The 18,532-nt window shown below is 42.3% G+C and carries 15 protein-coding genes; 8 read left to right on the top strand and 7 right to left on the bottom strand.

The window, feature by feature from the left end; genetic code table 11:
* Window positions 1-14: 14 nt before the first annotated feature.
* A complete protein-coding gene (locus tag EAG18_RS07285) occupies window positions 15-1,757 on the bottom strand; it encodes a hypothetical protein (protein ID WP_125251719.1) in 1,743 nt (580 codons plus the stop codon).
* 8 nt (window positions 1,758-1,765) lie between these two features.
* On the bottom strand, window positions 1,766-2,356 hold the full coding sequence (locus tag EAG18_RS07290) for a UpxY family transcription antiterminator (protein WP_125251720.1): 591 nt from the start codon (window positions 2,354-2,356) through the stop codon (window positions 1,766-1,768).
* A gap of 954 nt (window positions 2,357-3,310) precedes the next feature.
* Here EAG18_RS07290 and EAG18_RS07295 point away from each other — a divergent pair.
* Both EAG18_RS07295 and EAG18_RS07300 read left to right on the top strand, forming a co-directional pair.
* Window positions 3,311-5,986, top strand: coding sequence for a hypothetical protein (locus EAG18_RS07295; RefSeq protein ID WP_125251721.1), 2,676 nt, complete (start codon window positions 3,311-3,313; stop codon window positions 5,984-5,986).
* A 355-nt stretch (window positions 5,987-6,341) separates the two neighbouring features.
* Window positions 6,342-6,878 (top strand): YaeQ family protein, encoded by a 537-nt coding sequence (locus EAG18_RS07300; protein WP_125251722.1) that lies wholly within the window; start codon window positions 6,342-6,344, stop codon window positions 6,876-6,878.
* Between the two features lie 91 nt (window positions 6,879-6,969).
* Here the strand turns inward: EAG18_RS07300 and EAG18_RS07305 are convergent, their stop codons facing one another.
* The gene (locus EAG18_RS07305; RefSeq protein WP_125251723.1) at window positions 6,970-8,544 is read right to left on the bottom strand and encodes a lytic polysaccharide monooxygenase; all 1,575 of its coding nucleotides are present in this window, start codon (window positions 8,542-8,544) and stop codon (window positions 6,970-6,972) included.
* A gap of 648 nt (window positions 8,545-9,192) precedes the next feature.
* On the opposite strand from EAG18_RS07305, the gene EAG18_RS07310 reads away from it, so the two are divergent.
* Window positions 9,193-9,675, top strand: a complete 483-nt coding sequence (locus tag EAG18_RS07310) for a DM13 domain-containing protein (RefSeq protein WP_275557242.1) — start codon at window positions 9,193-9,195, stop codon at window positions 9,673-9,675.
* 50 nt (window positions 9,676-9,725) lie between these two features.
* Here EAG18_RS07310 and EAG18_RS07315 read toward each other — a convergent pair whose 3' ends face one another.
* The 3 genes from EAG18_RS07315 to ahpC form a co-directional block, all read right to left on the bottom strand.
* Window positions 9,726-9,848 (bottom strand): DUF4177 domain-containing protein, encoded by a 123-nt coding sequence (locus EAG18_RS07315; RefSeq protein WP_275557243.1) that lies wholly within the window; start codon window positions 9,846-9,848, stop codon window positions 9,726-9,728.
* A gap of 667 nt (window positions 9,849-10,515) precedes the next feature.
* Window positions 10,516-12,084, bottom strand: a complete 1,569-nt coding sequence (ahpF, locus tag EAG18_RS07320; protein WP_125251724.1) for an alkyl hydroperoxide reductase subunit F — start codon at window positions 12,082-12,084, stop codon at window positions 10,516-10,518.
* Window positions 12,085-12,190: 106 nt separating this feature from the next.
* On the bottom strand, window positions 12,191-12,760 hold the full coding sequence (gene ahpC, locus EAG18_RS07325) for an alkyl hydroperoxide reductase subunit C (RefSeq protein WP_125251725.1): 570 nt from the start codon (window positions 12,758-12,760) through the stop codon (window positions 12,191-12,193).
* A 228-nt stretch (window positions 12,761-12,988) separates the two neighbouring features.
* On the opposite strand from ahpC, the gene EAG18_RS07330 reads away from it, so the two are divergent.
* The 5 genes from EAG18_RS07330 (at window position 12,989) to EAG18_RS07350 (ending at window position 17,629) form a co-directional block, all read left to right on the top strand.
* Window positions 12,989-13,411, top strand: coding sequence for a DUF3429 domain-containing protein (locus tag EAG18_RS07330; protein ID WP_125251726.1), 423 nt, complete (start codon window positions 12,989-12,991; stop codon window positions 13,409-13,411).
* A 67-nt stretch (window positions 13,412-13,478) separates the two neighbouring features.
* On the top strand, window positions 13,479-14,321 hold the full coding sequence (locus tag EAG18_RS07335; protein ID WP_275557244.1) for a GGDEF domain-containing protein: 843 nt from the start codon (window positions 13,479-13,481) through the stop codon (window positions 14,319-14,321).
* Between the two features lie 148 nt (window positions 14,322-14,469).
* On the top strand, window positions 14,470-15,552 hold the full coding sequence (locus EAG18_RS07340; protein WP_125251727.1) for a methyl-accepting chemotaxis protein: 1,083 nt from the start codon (window positions 14,470-14,472) through the stop codon (window positions 15,550-15,552).
* Window positions 15,553-15,813: 261 nt separating this feature from the next.
* Window positions 15,814-16,602: a class I SAM-dependent methyltransferase gene (locus EAG18_RS07345; protein WP_125251728.1), complete on the top strand. Its 789-nt coding sequence runs from the start codon at window positions 15,814-15,816 to the stop codon at window positions 16,600-16,602.
* A 178-nt stretch (window positions 16,603-16,780) separates the two neighbouring features.
* Window positions 16,781-17,629, top strand: coding sequence for a DMT family transporter (locus tag EAG18_RS07350; RefSeq protein WP_125251729.1), 849 nt, complete (start codon window positions 16,781-16,783; stop codon window positions 17,627-17,629).
* A gap of 294 nt (window positions 17,630-17,923) precedes the next feature.
* Here EAG18_RS07350 and EAG18_RS07355 read toward each other — a convergent pair whose 3' ends face one another.
* Complete coding sequence (locus EAG18_RS07355) at window positions 17,924-18,532, bottom strand: MarC family protein (RefSeq protein ID WP_125251730.1); 609 nt, start codon at window positions 18,530-18,532, stop codon at window positions 17,924-17,926.

Here is an 18,532-nt window from a genome sequence, read left to right on the forward strand (position 1 = left end):
TTTAAATAAAGCGTTTAAGACTTTGTGCGTCTGATATCGAGTAGATAGCGAATTTCACTTAGGGTGTTGTAAATCGCTAAATTGGATTTGGCTGCCAATACATGCTGGCTGGCCTGAAGGTTAGCTATTAGCTTGTCAGGGCTGCTTTCATGTCCCAGATAACGATACACATAGCGGACGGTCGGTGCCGTATCGCTTTGCTCGCAAGCCTCTGCATACGCCTCGGTGAGCAGACTTTGCGTTGCGTGTTTTACATCGTAATAGCAGGTGACTCTGTCTGTGGTGTTTTCGCCGTTGGGTTTGGCACAATACAAGACCTGTAATTGAGGTGGATTATCGGCTAAAAAATGATAAGACACCCACCAACGCTCATTGGCTGTATTATGTGTCAGATAACCAAGAATATCGGTACACGGATAGTTGGAAGTATTTAGCTCATTGAAGTAACTGATTTTATCGCCGTAACTCAGCTTGCCATAACGGGTGATATAAAGCGTATTAGCAGCAAGAAGATAAGCGCAGTAGCCAAACCCATTCAGTGACGCTGCGCCCGTTTGCCTGTCGATAAGCATATGGGTTCTGCCTGGCAGTGGGAGCACACTTAATGTGTCCGTTTCAGCATTTTTATAGCTTAATGCACCAATCCCACCGAGTACTTTATGCCAAAAAACTCCCATTAATTCCGGTTTTGCGTGCAGGCACTTATACTGATAAAAGCGCTGCCAGCGCTGACTTTGGTTATCGTCGTTGAGAACAAAATAACGCCTGCATTGCCGGATATAAAGGGACTGTGCAGTAACTAGATCCCGAAGTGTCGGAGTCAACAACAAAACCGTGTTGGCGCGCCAGTCTAGCAGTTTGCTTAACCACTTAAATTTGCGCAGGGAGCCGTTGCCGCGCAGCATGCTGCTGCTTGGGCTCAGTGCTTTAAAACAACCTCCGGTGAACAGGCTGGTGAGCATCAGCTGATATCGCAGCGCCCCGGGATTCAGCACCGCCAGCGTGTCGGTTTTTTTCAGATTAAGCGTATAAATACTGGATAACATCAGGCTCTCAAAAAACATCCTAGCCGTTAATTGGTAGGGTTTACAGGTGTCTGATGAGTCGGAGTCGAACTCGATACACACAAGCTCATCTGCGCCATATATGGCCGCGTCTTTTTTCACACTATTGAGCAGAAAATCGTCTGAGCATCTAAGTGGCGTTGACACTATGTCAGCGACATGCAGCCTGCACTTTGCTGGCTCGACAGACTCACTGAGCCACAGTAGCTCTGCTTGGGTATTAGCAATGATGTGATGCGGTGTGATTGACGCTATTTTTTGCCCGAGCAAAAATCGCTCAAAACGATTATCTCGGGGCATATCTGCTACACAAAACACGCATCCCAGATGCATCGCACTGAGTATATGAACCAGTAAACTCAGATCGGGCAAGTTCACCAGCATCAAAGTATCACCGCTGGTCACGCCGTTTTCTTGCAAGTCAAGTGTGGTAATCGCAATCGCCCTTGCCAGCGCTGAGTAACTGACATCGTCAGAGCGGGATTCAGTTAGCTGTAGTGCCGTTTTCCCACCGTTTTGCAATGGTTGTATGATCAGATCCTGGATAAAGTTGAACCCCAGAGTCGGGCTGCTTTGCTTTTGCCTGACACGTTTATCCCGATAAAGTTGCTGGATCACCAGCTCGGGCGACTGAGCACTTGCTTCAACCTGCTCGATATCCAGCAAACTTTCGCCCTTAAGTTTCACAAACACGACATACCCTATTCAATTGCAATACTACTTTTACCAGAGCAGCGCTTTTTTGGCGGTTCAGGTTGCGCCTGTGGATCCAGGTCCAGTAACTCAACCGGGATAGTGATGACCAAAGATTGTGACAAACCTTGCAGCGCAAGCGCGACTTTGTTACCTGTTGCATCAGCCAGCAGCGCCCCGCGATAGCCCTTTAAACTGCCCTCGCGAATAACCACTTGCACGCCTTTTTTAAGGCGTCTGTCTTCATATACCAGTGCTTCCGGGAACGCTTGCAAAACAGCCTCAATCTGCTCAATATCCTGATCTGTAATGCTTGGAAAGACCTTACCATGACCATTATTTCTGCCGTCATAAGAAACGAAAAAGCCAAATTCAGACAGTCGCTCGACTAGGCGCATTTCCTCGGGGAGAAGCTTGGCAAACAGGTAAGACTTAAACGCAGGCTCTTCGACTGTCTTGACCCTGTCGGACCATTGCTTTGTTAATCTTCGCAGTGGCAAATAGCTCGTTAAGCCCAATGCTTCAAGCTTTGTGTTGAGCCTTTTTTCACAGTTTGGCTGAGTGTAAATCTGAAACCATTTTTTTTTGTCATCAAACATCTGGCAAGCTCCGCCACGTCAGTCACAGTGTGCTGAAGTAGTTATTGATTATGTCTGGTTGTGTCGGCTCTAACTTTGCGCACAGGCATAAAGAGCGATTAGCAGTAGTGTAATGTGCTTGGGAAATAGGAAGCTTTGCCGGATACATGTATTTCTTTGTGTAATGCACAAAGCAGAGAATTCCACAATAACCAGCTTTATTTTGACTGTTCCAACACTTTTGAACACCTCATTAAATTAGTTAACTAACTCATAGAGATAAAAAAATGAACCCCCAAAGAAACTTATTCAGCCGAATTTAAAGTAGCACCCTGAAGCTGGCGACCAGAATCGGAATTGCGCAGGCTGCGCGAAAAGAACGCCAGTTAGCTGAACAAACAGAGCAGCTAAAAATCCTCAAAAAGTTGGCCACCTATTTTCGCGAAAAACCAAAAGTAGCTCTATTTAAATTTATGCAAGACAACCGCGGTTCATTCTTAATACGCTGGATGACTTATTCAGTTATTTACTAAATGGCAGTAGCTATGTAAACGACCTCAGAGATGAATATTTATACCAATGTGCTTAATTAAGTGGTCTGTTTTGAGGCGAGAAAATCTTGTCGATAACTCCGCTACCGCGTCCTGCTATCGCTAAGGTACCTATATCCACATAGGCAAGGCAAAAATTTTGCTATTTAGTTGTTCTAAATGAAAAATTTTTAACGCTGTTAGCGTCAGATTTACTCCTTCAAATTGAGCAAGCATTAAGTCAAATTGGTATTAAACGTTTAAAAATAGCAAGTCGAAAGCCATGAGGATTCCGGCCACTATGACCCGGCTAACACTGGCCAAATAAGCCTCACTTCCTCTTGGTGGCCCTCATTAAATTGTGCACTTATTGGAAACATTTACCCTAATCAAGTACACTACGCCGGATAACCAATTCAACAATAACACTAAGTAAGATATCAAGATGATAAAAAGCTCTATATACAAAGGGATCTTCACTTCTCTCCTAGCATCTACTCTCGCAGCCTGTGGTGGAGGCAGTAGCGATAATAATACGGATAGCGCTCTGCCTACGCCAACAAACAACCCCCCCGTTATTGCAAGTCTAGCCCCGGTCACCGCTATGGAACGAGACAATATCACCGTTGTAGCGAGTGCAAATGACGAAGATGGCAGTATCGCAACATTTCTATGGGAACAAACAGCAGGTACAACTGTTGAGCTAGCAAAAAACAATAGTGAAACGTTAGAATTTAGAGCTCCTGATATTGATGAAACAACTACGCTCACGTTTAAGCTAACGGCTACCGACGATAAAGGAAGCACAAGCTCACAAGAATTAACGGTCAACCTAAGTGCGTACGCTCCACTTTCAAGCTTGACGATTTCAGACGCAGCGCTAGCGCAATGTTTATCAGATACACATCAAGACGTGGGTATTTCTGTTGTTGATTGTACAGACTACCCAATTGCAACATTAGCAGGGCTCTCTGGTATTAGTGGTTTATCTACGGTATCTATTAAAAACGCTGAGCTGAATAATCTTGAAGAGTTAGCTGAAATTTCTACGCTCACCACGTTAAAGCTCGATAACGCGTTTGCCGCGCCCCAGCACAGCTCAAATAATGATGCACATTTAGAACAAATTAGTAAGCTCAATACACTTGAGTCATTGTCTATTGTTGAAGCCCAAGGAAGTGATAATTATAGTAAACGCCTAGATTTTTCTTTGTTAGATTTATCAGGCTTTGCACAGCTTCATACGCTTGAAATAGACAACGACAGTAACCAATATGAAACGATACAGCTTAGTCAACTTCCAAGTGATAAGCTCACTCGTTTAGCTTTAAATACTCTAAACATTGATGATAAAAATACTCTAAAACGCTTTAGTAACTTGCAAAGTTTATCTTTGACATATATGTACGATCTGAGCTCGCTGTCATTTTTAAACTCTATACCTAACCTCACAGCATTAACACTTAATAATATCGAAGCCGCTGACTCAACGGCAATAGAAGCTAAAACAAATCTGACAACTCTTGAACTCAACAGGACGCAGATTGAAGATTTCTCATTCTTAGAAAAGTTTAGTGAGTTGGAAAAACTAGATCTTCGTACTTATTCCGACAATGTTAAGTTTGATATCGCGGACATCAGTGGTAATGCGAAGCTGACATCTCTGTCATTAGACAATTTAACCGTTGATAATGCCGGCAAGCTTTCAACTTTTACGGAACTACAATCCTTATCTTTGGAGAGCCTGAACCTTTCTTCTCTTCGGTTTTTGCAAATGATGCCAAAGCTAACATCATTGAAGCTCAATCAGTTACACAGCGTTAATGACCTAGGCTGGCTAAGTTTCACAACAAACCTAACCGAATTGTACATTCGTGGATTGGATAGTGACACAGATTTTAGTGCATTGTCTGAGCTTGAAAATATTCGCAACCTCACCGTCTACAACGATTACTCAAGCTTTGCACTAGATATGTTAAGTAAAATGCAAGCATTAGAAACACTTAACCTAGAAGTTAGTTTATTTGAGGCTTCAAATGAGGCAACGTTACCGAACTTAAAGACATTAAGCGTAAAAAGTAACCGATATTCAAACATGGTCAACTTGGCTAACTTTCCTGCGCTCGAATCAGCTGAGTTATTAAAAGAATACCATTATAGTAATAAAACCAAAATTACAACTCTTGACGCTTTAGGTGTAAATACGAGCCTGAAATCGTTAAAGGTAGGCGGCTTTACAGAACTAGAAGATATCACCCAGGTATCTCAATTTGAAAACTTAGAAACTCTCTTTATTGACTATGCTCAAGCGGCTGATATCTCAGAGATAGCATCATTAACTAAACTTAAGTCATTAAAACTGAAAAACTTTTCAACGTTTTTTAGAGCTGACATGCTTGCCAGTTTACACACTCTTGAAAGACTTGAAATAAAAAGTAGTGCCATTTATTGTGATGATCAGGAGCTACTAAAGTCTCTTGGTGGTGTAACAACAAGTATGTATAACTCTAACTGTATTATGAAGCCGGTCGATTTGAGCTTAATTACCGATGAAGCATTTAAGCAATGTATTGAAAAGCGCGGATACCAAGATGCTATACGTAATACTTCACTCTCTTGTGATGGCTCAGCAATTGAATCATTAAATGGAATTACACAGTTTGAAGCTATTAATAGTTTAACACTAAGTGGCTCCGTAAACAGTGCCTTGTTGCGGGATCCTAGCTTAGCTCAGCTACACACCTTAAAAAGTCTAGATATCTACAGACTCACGGGTGAACTAACGGCTAAGGCTACACTTCCTCAATCATTGACCTCCTTTGAGTTAAATACAAATCGCCAAACCGTATATGACTTCGCGCTTTTTGGCTTGCCTACTACCTTAATTTATTTAGACTTGGATAGCACCAAGCTGACAAACTATGGCTCACTTAAAGATTATGCCGAACTTACCCGCTTAGAGTTGAACTATACCAACGTTTCAGATCTGTCGCCGCTATTCAAGTTGACCAATCTGAATTATTTAAGTCTATATGGAAACCCAAATATCGACTGTGCTCAAGTAAGCACACTAAAAGAGTCGTTACCCAATATTTGGAATATCTCAAGTAGCTGTAATTAACTGCTAAGACGTTAGGTAATTCAAGTAAACACAGTCTCATTGCGAGGCTGTGTTTCGTATCCACCATCGCATTCTGCAGTGTTATTATCTCAATCCCAAATTAAATACCAATTGAATTAACTCTCTGATCAATTTGAAGGGTTAAATGCCCTCTTAGCTTCGTTAAAAATTGCTCATTTGGAACAACTAAACAGCAAAATTTTTACCTTGCCTATATGGATATAAGTAACTTGGCGATAGCAGGACGCGAGAGCGGTGCTACTTAAGCTATTGCCCTGCCTCAAAATAGCGCATTTACTTAATACAACTGGTATAAAATCCGCTATACTGGCGCAAAAATTTTTTAAGCAATTTTATGGCGCTCAAATCTACAATTATCAAAGCCCAACTATCTCTCAGTGATATGGACAGGCATGTTTACCAAGATGTTAATTTAACACTGGCTCAACACCCCTCTGAAAATGAGCAACGTTTAATGATCAGGCTACTTGCTTATGCACTAAATGCCTGTGAAGGACTTGAGTTTACAAAGGGCTTATGCGCTGATGATGAACCTGAGCTATGGGTTAAGAATTACAGCGAAGAGATTGAGCTTTGGATTGAACTAGGACTGCCTGATGAAAAACGCCTTAAAAAAGCGTGCAATAAATCAAAGCGAGTGATCCTTTATACTTATGGTGAGAACAATCAAGCTATTTGGTGGCAAAAACATCAGCCTAAGTTATACGACTTCAACAATCTGAGTATTTTCAGCTTGGATTATAGTGCGACTCAGGCTTTAGCCCAGTTAGCAGATCGCAGCATTAAGCTTACTATTACCATTCAAGATGGCGAGGTATGGGTCAGCTCTGATAGCGCTAATATTGAAATCAAACCACGGCAGCTGATGTAACATTCTGCTCTGTGTTAGATGATGTAAATCATTGAAAATTTGATCTCACTGGCAGCAATACCTGCCAGTGATTTGTTAGAGGGACTTTACATTAAAGCTTACGCCATACAGAAGTAGTGTCTGGTTGCTCACCACGGGTCCACCAGCGCGCTTGATATTCAGCACCTTGATAACTCACTCTGTCGCCGCCGGTATATGCTTTATTGGCATTCCATGTGTTACTCGCATCAGACTTGTCGACCAGTTCCCACGCATCACTTTGATCAGGCTTTTGGCCTCTCACCCACCATTTAGCACGATAGCTTTTGCCCTGATACACCGCGGTATCGCCAGCGGTATAAACTTGATCGGCACGCCACGTATCACCATTTGGTGGTGCGGTTTGGTTGGTGACTGTAATGGTGAAGCTCACAGCTTTTTCAAATGTGCCATCAGAGACGATTACTTGCCCTTGATAGTCGGTATTTTGCTGAACCTCTGGTGCAATCAACGTGATAGTTGCACCGCTACCGCTATAGCTCAGTGGCGCTGGGATCTGCCATGAAAAGGTGAGCGGATCTTTATCATCATCAAATGCGTGAACATGAATTGATGTACTAGCGTTTTCTTTTAGCATGATATCCGCGGGGGTGTGCACCACAGGAGCACGGTTTTGTGGCTTAGCCAAAATTGAAAGATTAAAAGTATGCTGGGGATCACTAACAAACAGCTGGTTAGCAGCAAGTTGTGCAGTATCAAAAGTGATACTGCCGTCACTTTGTTGAACGCCAATTTGCAACGTATTTGCATGATTATTATTAAGTGTACTGGCAAATTGCGCAGCCCAGTGGGTGATATTGCTTTGTGTTATGAGCAGTTTTTCTTGCACCAACTCTTGACCATCACCATCAAATACACGTAACCACACCGTATCACCTACATTGGCTTGTTGACCGGGTTTGATGAAGAAGCCCGCAGATGTCCAACTCACCGGCTCAGTTGGCGTGGTATCGCGTACTATAGTGACGTCGCTACAATTGTAAAAGCCTTCACCAACAACGTCATCTCGCTGCCACCGCGTATATAAGATAGCATCCCCGTTAAATTTACTCGGTACCGCCACCTGCATTTCATAATAGCGCTTACCATCTGGCGCAACGAAGAAGTCAACATTGCCATATTCTTGCACCAGCTCTAAATCTTGCCACGCAAGGGGCGTTGACTGAATATCAGCCTCCGGTTTGGTAAGATAGAACTGCCAAAAGCTGGGGTTGTGAGGCGTTGTTGCACGAAATCTAACTTTAATTTGGTTTTGAGCATCTGGTGTTATCGCGGTTCTTTGCCACTCACTCGATGCGATATTCATGCCCGCTTTGCTTCTGTCGCCCCCTGCACAAAGTTGTCCGTCAGGGATTGCAGCCTGCACCGCGTGCAAATTAAAGTAATCAGGTACATTCGCTGCAAACTCGTGCTTTTGAACAAACTGCACGTGCTCAGACGCAAGGTAAGCCGCCCTACATGCTGCGTTTGGGATATTGCTTCCATCTTTTGGCCACCAAAACCCGCCTTGCTCTTCACAAATCGCTTGTCTTGCCTTTGGGCTATCCATATAGCCATGTGCGAATGCGTTCGATGCTGCCATACCAAGCGCTATGGCAATACTGACTGTTAACATTGAGTTTTTCATTTTCTTCTACTCGGATTAGAGAAATAACTACAGCTACTTCGATTTAGATTAGAACGGGCGAGGATCTATTGTTGCTTATCTCACGAAATTCAGCCTTGCTCTGCGTACTAAGGTTTTATTGGTTGATAAACACGACTTACCTAGGCCACTTCACTGTTTTTCGACAATAAAAACAACGCTGTCATTTTTTAAAAACTGATAAGCTTTTGCTCGTCCATGGCGTGCTCTCGCCCTTATCCTTTTGTAACAAAAAAGTATCCAGGTTAATTTTATTTAAGTAACCAACTTGGATTTGGGCATTTTACTCAAGCAAAAATCAATAACAATAGATGAGATTATTAATTACATTCAATACTTTATGATTAAATCAAAAAAACACCATCACGATCTAAATTTTACCTAAACACCTGTTTACCTTGACTATTACAATAATAAAAACAATTGAAATACTTTATTTTCTAATAATTAACAATTAGAAGGCGCCATTCTTTGTAAATTTTTATATACATTAGATGCTAGATTACATTCAATTAAACACTTTATCCCTATAAATACAATTAAAAATAACCCTTTTTACTTATCTAATTTTCCTACTATAACTCTATGATTTGGCTATACTTAAACTCTATTGCTTACTTGGGAATAATTTTGCGAACGCTATTTACCTTACTGGTGCTCATTTTGGTGTTTATCTCAGGGTTTATTATGGGTGTGTACACTTTGCCGATAATGACGCAACCWCCGGCGGCAAGCCACGCGGAAATACTTGAGATAAGTAAAGCTGCATCATACAAAGGTCAATTCAAGAAAAAGCTTAAAGATTCAGACGCATTGCACTACGCCGTCGGGGAGATTTATTTTACGGATAACCACATTGCATTCGTGGGTAAGATAGCTCCAGGTCCTGATTATCGCCTTTACCTCGCCAAGACATTTATTGAGACGGAAGCCGACTTTAAAGCGCAAAAACATACCATGATAGAAATAGCCAACATAAATCAATTTTCACAGTTTGTGCAGCCCAAGTATCGCCAAGTTGATCTGACTCAGTTTCAGAGTGCTATTATTTGGTGTGAACATTTTGAGCAGTTTATCTCCGCAGCACCATTACAACCCACAGGTAGTAAATAGACTTGAATTGATGGTGTGACAGGCAAAAAAACGAGTCAACGCTAGCTCAGTTATTCTGTCTCTCGCTCCAAAATAACAACCATGGAATCAGATTCACCAAAGCCTGAAGCAGGAATAACAACCTGTTTTAGTTGCCAGCCATTTTGCCCTTCAGCATTTAATAGCGACTGCACAGCCCATTGTACTTTGGGTAGGAGCTGCTTTACGCAGCGATCTTGTATTCCTTAACCAACCGACCATCCACTCTGCTAAGCAAGTAACTTCTCGCCAGATACCCCCAAAACAGCCCATTGCACTTTGAGGTGGGAGCTGCTTTACGCAGCGATCTTGTATTCCTTAACCAACCGATCATCCACTCTGCTAAGCAAGTAACTTCTCGCCAGATAAACCATCTCCCAAACAATCCATTGCACTTTGGGTAGGAGCTGCTTTACGCAGCGATCTTGTATTCCTTAACCAACCGACCATCTACTCTACTAAGCGAGTAACTTCTCGCCCGTTAAACCACCTCCCACAAAGCCCACTACAATTTGGTCTCGCTGGGTAAATAACCTCTCCCACAGCCCACTACACTTTGAGTAGGAGCTGCTTTACGCAGCGATCTTATGTTTTTTGTCGCTCGTAAGCTCCGTTTATTTAACGGCCTAAGAGGGAAAATATTACCAGCCTAATCAACAGGATAAATTGATCTAAAAACCACTATCGTAAAGACCAAAATAGAATACAAAGCAGCATCGAGCCTTCTGACTATAAGCCAAAAAAAGCCACACTGCTGGAGTGTGGCTTGGGAGCATTGCATGGGTGTATAGTTGCAATGATTCTTTGTGATAATGCAAATACTTAAGCAGCTTGCTCGTCGTCTTGTCCTAACCGAATTAGATAATCAAAAGCGCCTAAACTTGCTGTCGCTCCCCCACCCATCGCAATAATAATTTGCTTAAACGGTGTGGTGGTTGCATCGCCTGCCGCGTAAACGCCCGCTAAACTTGTCGCCCCTTTGCTGTCAATTTCAATTTCACCAAAGCGACTAAGTTCGACTTCACTCGATTTTAACCATTCAGTATTTGGCACCAGCCCAATTTGTACAAAGATGCCAGCGAGTGCTAACGAATGAGTGTCACCGCTTACCCTGTCTATATAGTTAAGACCGGTTACTTTGTTACCATCTCCAACGACTTCAGTGGTTTGTGCGTTTTTGATAATGGTAACGTTGGTAAGGCTTTTTGCCTTTTTGATCAGCACTTCGTCAGCTCTAAGTGTATCGGCAAACTCTAATACCGTGACATGCTCAACAATATTTGCCAAGTCGATGGCAGCTTCTATACCCGAATTACCGCCACCAATTACCGCTACAGGTTTCCCCTTAAATAACGGACCATCACAATGTGGGCAATATGCTACACCTCGACCCTTATACTCGGTTTCGCCTGGTACATTCATGCTTCTCCATCGCGCACCGGTTGCCAATACTAGAGATTTGGCTCTTAATACCGCACCACTTTCAAGTGTGATATCAATAGTTTCACCTTTGTTAATTGCCGCTGCACGCTGATTCTTCATCACATCAACGCCATACTGATTAACATGCTCTTCCAACTGTGCAACCAATTTAGGGCCTTCAGTTTTTTGCACTGAGATAAAGTTCTCAATCCCCAGAGTATCCGCAACTTGACCACCAAAGCGCTCAGCCACAACACCGGTATTTAGTCCTTTACGAGCGGCATAGATAGCAGCAGATGCACCAGCTGGGCCGCCACCAACAACGAGCACATCAAACACCTCTTTGTTGTTAAGTACAGCTGCTTGTTTTTCGCCAGCTTTGCTATCAAGTTTTAGTAAAATATCGCTTAGGCTTACTGCGCCTTGACTGAATTGCTCACCATTTAAGTATACGGTTGGCACGGCCATGATGTTGCGTGATTCGACTTCCTCTTGGAACAAAGCACCATCAATCATCGTAGTCGTAATATTTGGATTAACAGCCGCCATGAGATTCAATGCCTGCACGACTTGTGGACAAGTTTGGCAGCTCAGTGAAATGTACACCTCAAAGTTCAATGGGTTATCAATACCCTTGATCAGTTCGAGATCGTCTGCCGATGCTTTAGTGGCATGCCCGCCTGAGTGCAATAATGCAAGAACCAAGCTAGTAAATTCATGCCCCATAGGTACGCCCGCAAACGTAATTTCACTCTTTGTGTCTATACCGCGAACTGACATTTGTGGTATGCGCTTGCCTTCACTCGATTCAGATAGTGAAATTTTATCGCTCAAAGACGCTAAATCTTGCGCTAACTCTTTTAGCTCTTGCGATTTTTTACTGTCATCAAGACTAATGACGAGTTCAATCGGACGTTGTAGAGAGCTAAAGTGGCTTTGTAGTTGAGTTTTAATTTGGTTGTCTAACATAAATGGTAACCCTCTGCAGAAACTACAGTAAAAATTCGCAAAAACAATGAACTCAGTTCATCTGGATGGTTGACTTGGGAGTGCATACTGCACTCCCTTTGACAATTTAGATTTTGCCAACTAGGTCTAGTGAAGGTGCTAATGTTTCTTCACCTGGCTGCCAAGACGCTGGACATACTTCACCATCGTGAGATGCGATGTATTGAGCAGCTTGTACTTTACGTACTAGCTCTTTAGCGCTGCGACCGATACCTAGGTCATGCGTTTCAATAACTTTGATTTCACCCTCAGGGTTGATTACAAAAGTACCACGAAGCGCTAACCCTTCCTCTTCGATCATTACACCGAAGTTACGAGTAATACGGCCTGTTGGGTCGCCAATCATAGGAAACTGGATTTTCTTAATCGTTTCTGACGCGTCGTGCCACGCTTTGTGTGTGAAGTGTGTGTCTGTTGATACTGAATACACTTCAACACCCATTTCTTGAAGCTGTGCGTAATAATCAGCTAAATCACCAAGCTCTGTCGGACATACAAAAGTAAAATCGGCTGGGTAGAAGAATACGATTGACCATTTACCTAATAGGTCTTGCTCAGAAACTTCTACGAAGTCGCCACCATGGTATGCTGTTGCGTTAAAAGGTTTAATTTTTGTGTTGATTAATGAAGTGCTCATCGCTTTCCTCACTGTTGTTTAGTTTGAATTAATGTTGGCGATTGCTATTCGCCTTGGCTTGAGTACAAAGGTAAGGGGAAGTGATATTTAAATAAAATGGATTGTTTGAATCACTGTAATCGAAAAAACTGATAATAGCTTTTTGAGTGATCAACTAATTTAGCATAAGAGTATAAAAGTACTGTAAATACGGTATGATCCAATCATCAGATATAACAGAGCGTTACTATGCACCCCTATTTTAATCATATCCAACTTGGCTACCTTGGTTTTGTTCCCTTTCTTGCCTGTATTGCATGGACCTTAATGACCGGCGCATCAGCTAACACAGTACAAGCGTTTCAATTTTATAGTTTTGGTATTTTAGCCTTTATGGCTGGCAGTTTATGGCGTGCAGGTCAACAAACGCAAAGCCAAGCGATACTGGCTGTTGTTGTTGTGATCCCCTATCCACTACTGAGTTTTCTAACGCTCGAGTGGTCACTAGTATACTTATCCGTGGCGTACTGGCTGGTCTATCTGATTGAACGTTTATCCCCAATGTGGAAAGAATACCATAAGGATTACCAGAAAATGCGCACCGTGCTAAGCGCAATGGTTTTCGTCGGGCACCTCTTTATGATTTCTCAAGCCCTTGAACTCAGCGCTTAGGAAACTTGCGTCCCATGACCCATTAACTATAACTAACTGTAGGCGAACCATAGCGAGCTACATTACTTTGATAAAAACGGCAGTTCCATTGCTACTGATCTGGATAGTGAATATCGCGTTAGCGGTGTTTATGTACACCAATGGTCACACAGATTACGAGAGTTTCGAGGAGCTTTTTTGGTTTGCTGTTTCGTTCACGTTATTTTTTATCATTACCAAAGAAGTCGTCAATAAACTATTACGTGTAGCATTACTTGTCTATTCCATTGGCTTACTGCTGGATATTTTTGACAGCTTTATCGGCAACACTAATCTGCCTATTTTAGGGTTGGATACATCTTTGAAAAATCTAGGTTTTTTATTAATAAGTGTCGGCTTTTATCGCATGATCAAAGAAAAGCGTAAAGACGTTTACAAGCTAAAAGCAGAAGTGGAAAGAAGAAGGCAGCTCGAACAGCAGATGCGTTACGAAGCAAATCACGACTCGATGACCGGAGTGGGCAGTCGCAAGGCTTGCTTCGAAGGGCTACAAGCACATAAGTTTGCGGGTCTATGGTTACTCTATCTCGATGTCGATAACTTTAAACAAGTAAATGACACGTATGGACATCACGTTGGAGACAAGGTACTCATTAGCTTCACACAAAATATGCAGCAATATTTTGGTTTGTCGCATTGCTTTCGGATAGGAGGGGATGAATTCATTGCTTATGTGGATTGTGAGCAACCTAACCTAGATGAAATCAGAAGTGCATTACTAAACGGGCTGCTTGAATATAATATCAATGTCAGTATAGGGCAGGTTATGGTCGACCCTGCAAAGCAAGCTGATTTACTTATCCATGAAGCAGATAAACAAATGTACGGTGATAAGAAAGGTAAATCTCTTCGTTCCAGCTCTAGAGGCTAAAAAACCCAGAAGCGGTAAATTTGTAAACAAAAACTGACTTTTTTGCAGTAAGAATCATCAGTTGACTTGCAGCCCTCACTAAATTTGTAGCACTAACACACAATAATTGCTAAGCTATCGTTAATATTAAGTTATAAGGGAATGTGCAGTGTTTGCAAAGCTATTTACAAACAACGAGACCCAGCAAGCGCTCGAAAAAGCGCAACAAGAACTGCTCCAACTGAAACAACAAAATGAACAGTTAAGTGCCGAAAATGAATCACTCAAAGCAGAGATGGTCAGCGCTCAGGTGTCTCTGAATGACAACACAGATAATCAATTACTTCAATGTGCGCTGACTGGACTTGGTCAAGTGCAGGGGATCCGCGAAACAGTACTCGCAAGCTTTATGGGGATCGAAGAAGAAAGCCATTCTATTGAGAAAGTAAACGCCGCCTTTTCTAAGTCGGAAACGGCACTACGAAAAATACTCGTAGGCATGGATCAGCTTGGAACAAATATGGACAAAATGACGGCCAACATCTCCGGCTTGTCGCAAATGGCTGATAGTATAAATACGTTTGTAACCACGATTTCTAAGATTTCAGATCAAACTAACTTACTGGCACTTAACGCCGCCATAGAGGCGGCGAGAGCTGGCGAAGCTGGAAGAGGGTTTTCTGTTGTAGCTGATGAAGTAAGAGCACTTGCCACCAACACGAATGAATCAGCTAATGAAGTTTCAGATCTCGTGAAGAAAATCATCGACACGACGCACACAACCGTGAATGCTGTAGAGGAAATTCAAGCCTCCAATATTACCCTGTCCGACAGTATTGGACATTTAAATGATGAATATGAAGGGATTGTTGCATGCTGTGATTCAATGAAAGACACAATTTTAGTGTCTACAACACAGACATTTATCCAAACAGTGAAGCTTGACCATGTGGTGTGGAAGGGGGATGTTTACAACGTGATTATCGGTAATAGTCACAAGGGAGTAAATGATTTTGCCGACCATACAATGTGCCGACTAGGAAAGTGGTGGAGCGGCGAAGGCGCTGACAAATTTGGATCTCACAATGCCTTTAAACGTTTAGATGCGCCACATAAAGAGGTACACCGTGCAGGCGTGGAAGCAATTAGAAAATTCCAATCCGGTGAYCCTCAAGGTGCAGTTAAGCAGCTTAATCAAATGGAACGAGCAAGTGTCGAAGTAATGGACTTACTTGATCAGCTAGGGCATTGATAAGTAAAGCGATATGCTGTTTTATCGGATACCCGCTTTAACACTAAGGGAAATTATACGACGCCATAGTAAATGACCTATAGGCTGTATGTTTCTTTGTGTATTTTGCGGGTATTGCAACATTTGCTGCCGCGGCGAATTTATCTAATTTATACGAATTATATTCATTAATTGGTATTAATCCCCCCAGACAAGAGCCAACCGCTACAAGATACCAGCCTAATTTGGTAAACTCTACGTTTTGCTGATTTAGACAGTTCCATGATCCTTGATAAAAACTGGCGTATTCTCACTGTTGGCGATGGTGATTTAAGCTTTTCTTACTCTTTAGCAAAGTACCTAAAGCCAATTCATCTCACTGCCAGTATTTATGACAGCGAAAGTGCGCTTAAACATAAATACCAAGACAACGCATTTGATAAACTTGCAAATATTGGTATTGATATTATCACCGAGTTTGATGTTACCAAGGCGAGCTGCTGGCATAGGCTCTCTAAGCAAAGCTTTGATGCGGTGATATTTCAGTTTCCATTGATCCCGGCATTTGCCTCTTATGAAAGCTTCCAGCAGCAAACACTGAGCGTAAACACGTTAAATCGCCAGTTGCTAAGAAGGTTTTTACTCAACGCAACAAAGTATGCGTTAGACCCAGCAGGTGTAAACCTTGGGATAATCACCTCTAAAGACGTCAAGCCCTATATTGAGTGGAATATAGAGCAGAGCCTGATAACAAACACAGACTTGTGTTACCTCGGTCAGTCTACTTTTGATATTTCACAATTCCCTGAGTATCTTATCCGTAATGTAGATCGAGATAAACATGTAAAGGATACTAGTGGCGTCAGCTATTACTGGTCGATAAATCACTCGCACCCAATAACCTCAAAACTGCAAATGCCACATTACTTAGCGCCAAATCACTGTACTATTTGTAGAGCAGGCCCATTTGTCAGCGAAGTTGATGCGTTATCACATCAAGAATCAAAAAAACATAAAAGTATGCAGAAACACGAAGACCAGTGGCAATTATATTTACAGCAACATAAGTAAAACAAAGGTAAAAAATAAAACATAAACTTCAATTAAAAGCAGCCTAGAGGTAATATCCAGAGGGTTTGAAAAATAAAAAGAATAAAATATACAAAAATATTTGAGCCGCTCACTACAGAAGATTAGACTAACGCCATCTGCAAACTCTTTACCTGCTTTTTTATCTACAGGGGGCATAATGCCACTCATTAACCGTGACTTTATCATCGCGATTTTATGTCTACTGTGCGCTATGATAACAATCCAATCAGGTGCATCTATTGCCAAGCAGCTGTTCCCATTCGTAGGCCCTGAAGGAACAACCGCATATCGCCTTGGCTTTTCAGCGTTAATTTTGTGCTTGGTATTCAAACCTTGGCGACACTTACCATCAAATTGGCGGCCGCTTATTGTATACGGGTTATGTTTGGGTGGCATGAATATCACTTTTTATTATGCTATAGAACGTATTCCAATAGGCATTGGGGTTGCTTTAGAGTTCACCGGACCACTCGCGGTCGCGTTATTTTCCTCTAAACGTAAACGTGACTATTTGTGGGTAGCCTTTGCGATTGCGGGAATTTTACTGCTATTGCCTGATCTGGGTGATGTAAATGGGCTTGACCCAATAGGCGTCGTATTGGCGTTAATTGCTGGCGCATGCTGGGCGGGGTACATTTTATATGGTAAGCGCTCAGGCAGTGAGAGTTCTGGTGGGGCGACAGTTGCCATTGGTATGAGTATAGCCGCACTCGCGATTGTGCCATTTGGCGTGTTCTCCCAAGGTACCGCTTTACTAGATTGGTCAATTATCCCGTTAGGGATTGCTATCGGCCTGCTTTCAAGCGCCCTACCCTACAGTTTAGAGATGGTCGCACTGCGAAAAATGCCAGCACAAGGTTTTAGCATCTTAATGAGTGTGGAGCCTGCAGTTGCTGCATTGGCTGGTTTTTTAATTTTGGGAGAGTTACTCACTGTATGGCAATGGCTGGCAATATTGATGGTTATCACTGCATCTGTTGGCAGCTCAGTATCGAGCAAAGAGTAAACTTACATCAAAAGGCTTCAATAGCGAAGCCTTCTATGCACTCAAAACAAGACTTTATACCAATTTTCTGAATTAAGTGGTCTATTTAGAGGCGAGAAAATCTTGTCGATAACCCCGCTACCGCGTCCTGCTATCGCCAAGGTACCTACCTCCGAGTAGGTGTAAGCAAGGCAAGGCAAAAATTTTGCTATTTAGTTGTTCTAAATAAGAAATTTTAACGCTGTTAGCGTCAGATTTACGCCTTCAAATTGGTATTACACCAAACTGAACATCGAACTTTCAATACCTAAAACCTTATAACCCAAAATAGACTTTTAAGCCTGCGAGTGTGTTTGTCGTCGCAACTGACGCTAATATCAGTCCCATCACTCGACTAATAACACTTGCACCACCGTTACCAATAACACGGTGCATGAAACTGGCACATAGCATTAGCACACACACGATTGCTAAAACGATTAGCATCATAGCAACAGTTTGCACCTGTTCCCAAATGTTGAATCTCGCATTTTCAGTTAACAAAACGGCAGCAAGCATTGCACCTGGACCTGCTATCGATGGTACTGCTAAAGGAAAAATAGCCGTATCATTATGACTTTTAACCATTCTCACTTCTTCTTCTGGCTTACTTTCGCCAAAGATCATCGACAATGCAAAAAGAAAGAGCACAATTCCACCTGCAATTTGAAAAGCTGACAGAGGAATTCCCATCGCAGTTAGGATAAGTTCGCCAGCCACAACAAAAAAGACTAGGATTGCCGCAGATACCAAGGTAGCAAAAAGTGCTATTTTACGTTTTTGCGCCTCATCATAGTTTTTCGTCACAGCAATAAAAACGGGAACGGTCCCGATGGGATCAATGACCGCAAAAAAGAAAATGAATGTGGCGAGTAAATCTATCAT

The organism is Pseudoalteromonas sp. J010 (assembly GCF_003934235.1).
Taxonomy (GTDB): Bacteria; Pseudomonadota; Gammaproteobacteria; order Enterobacterales; family Alteromonadaceae; genus Pseudoalteromonas; species Pseudoalteromonas peptidolytica.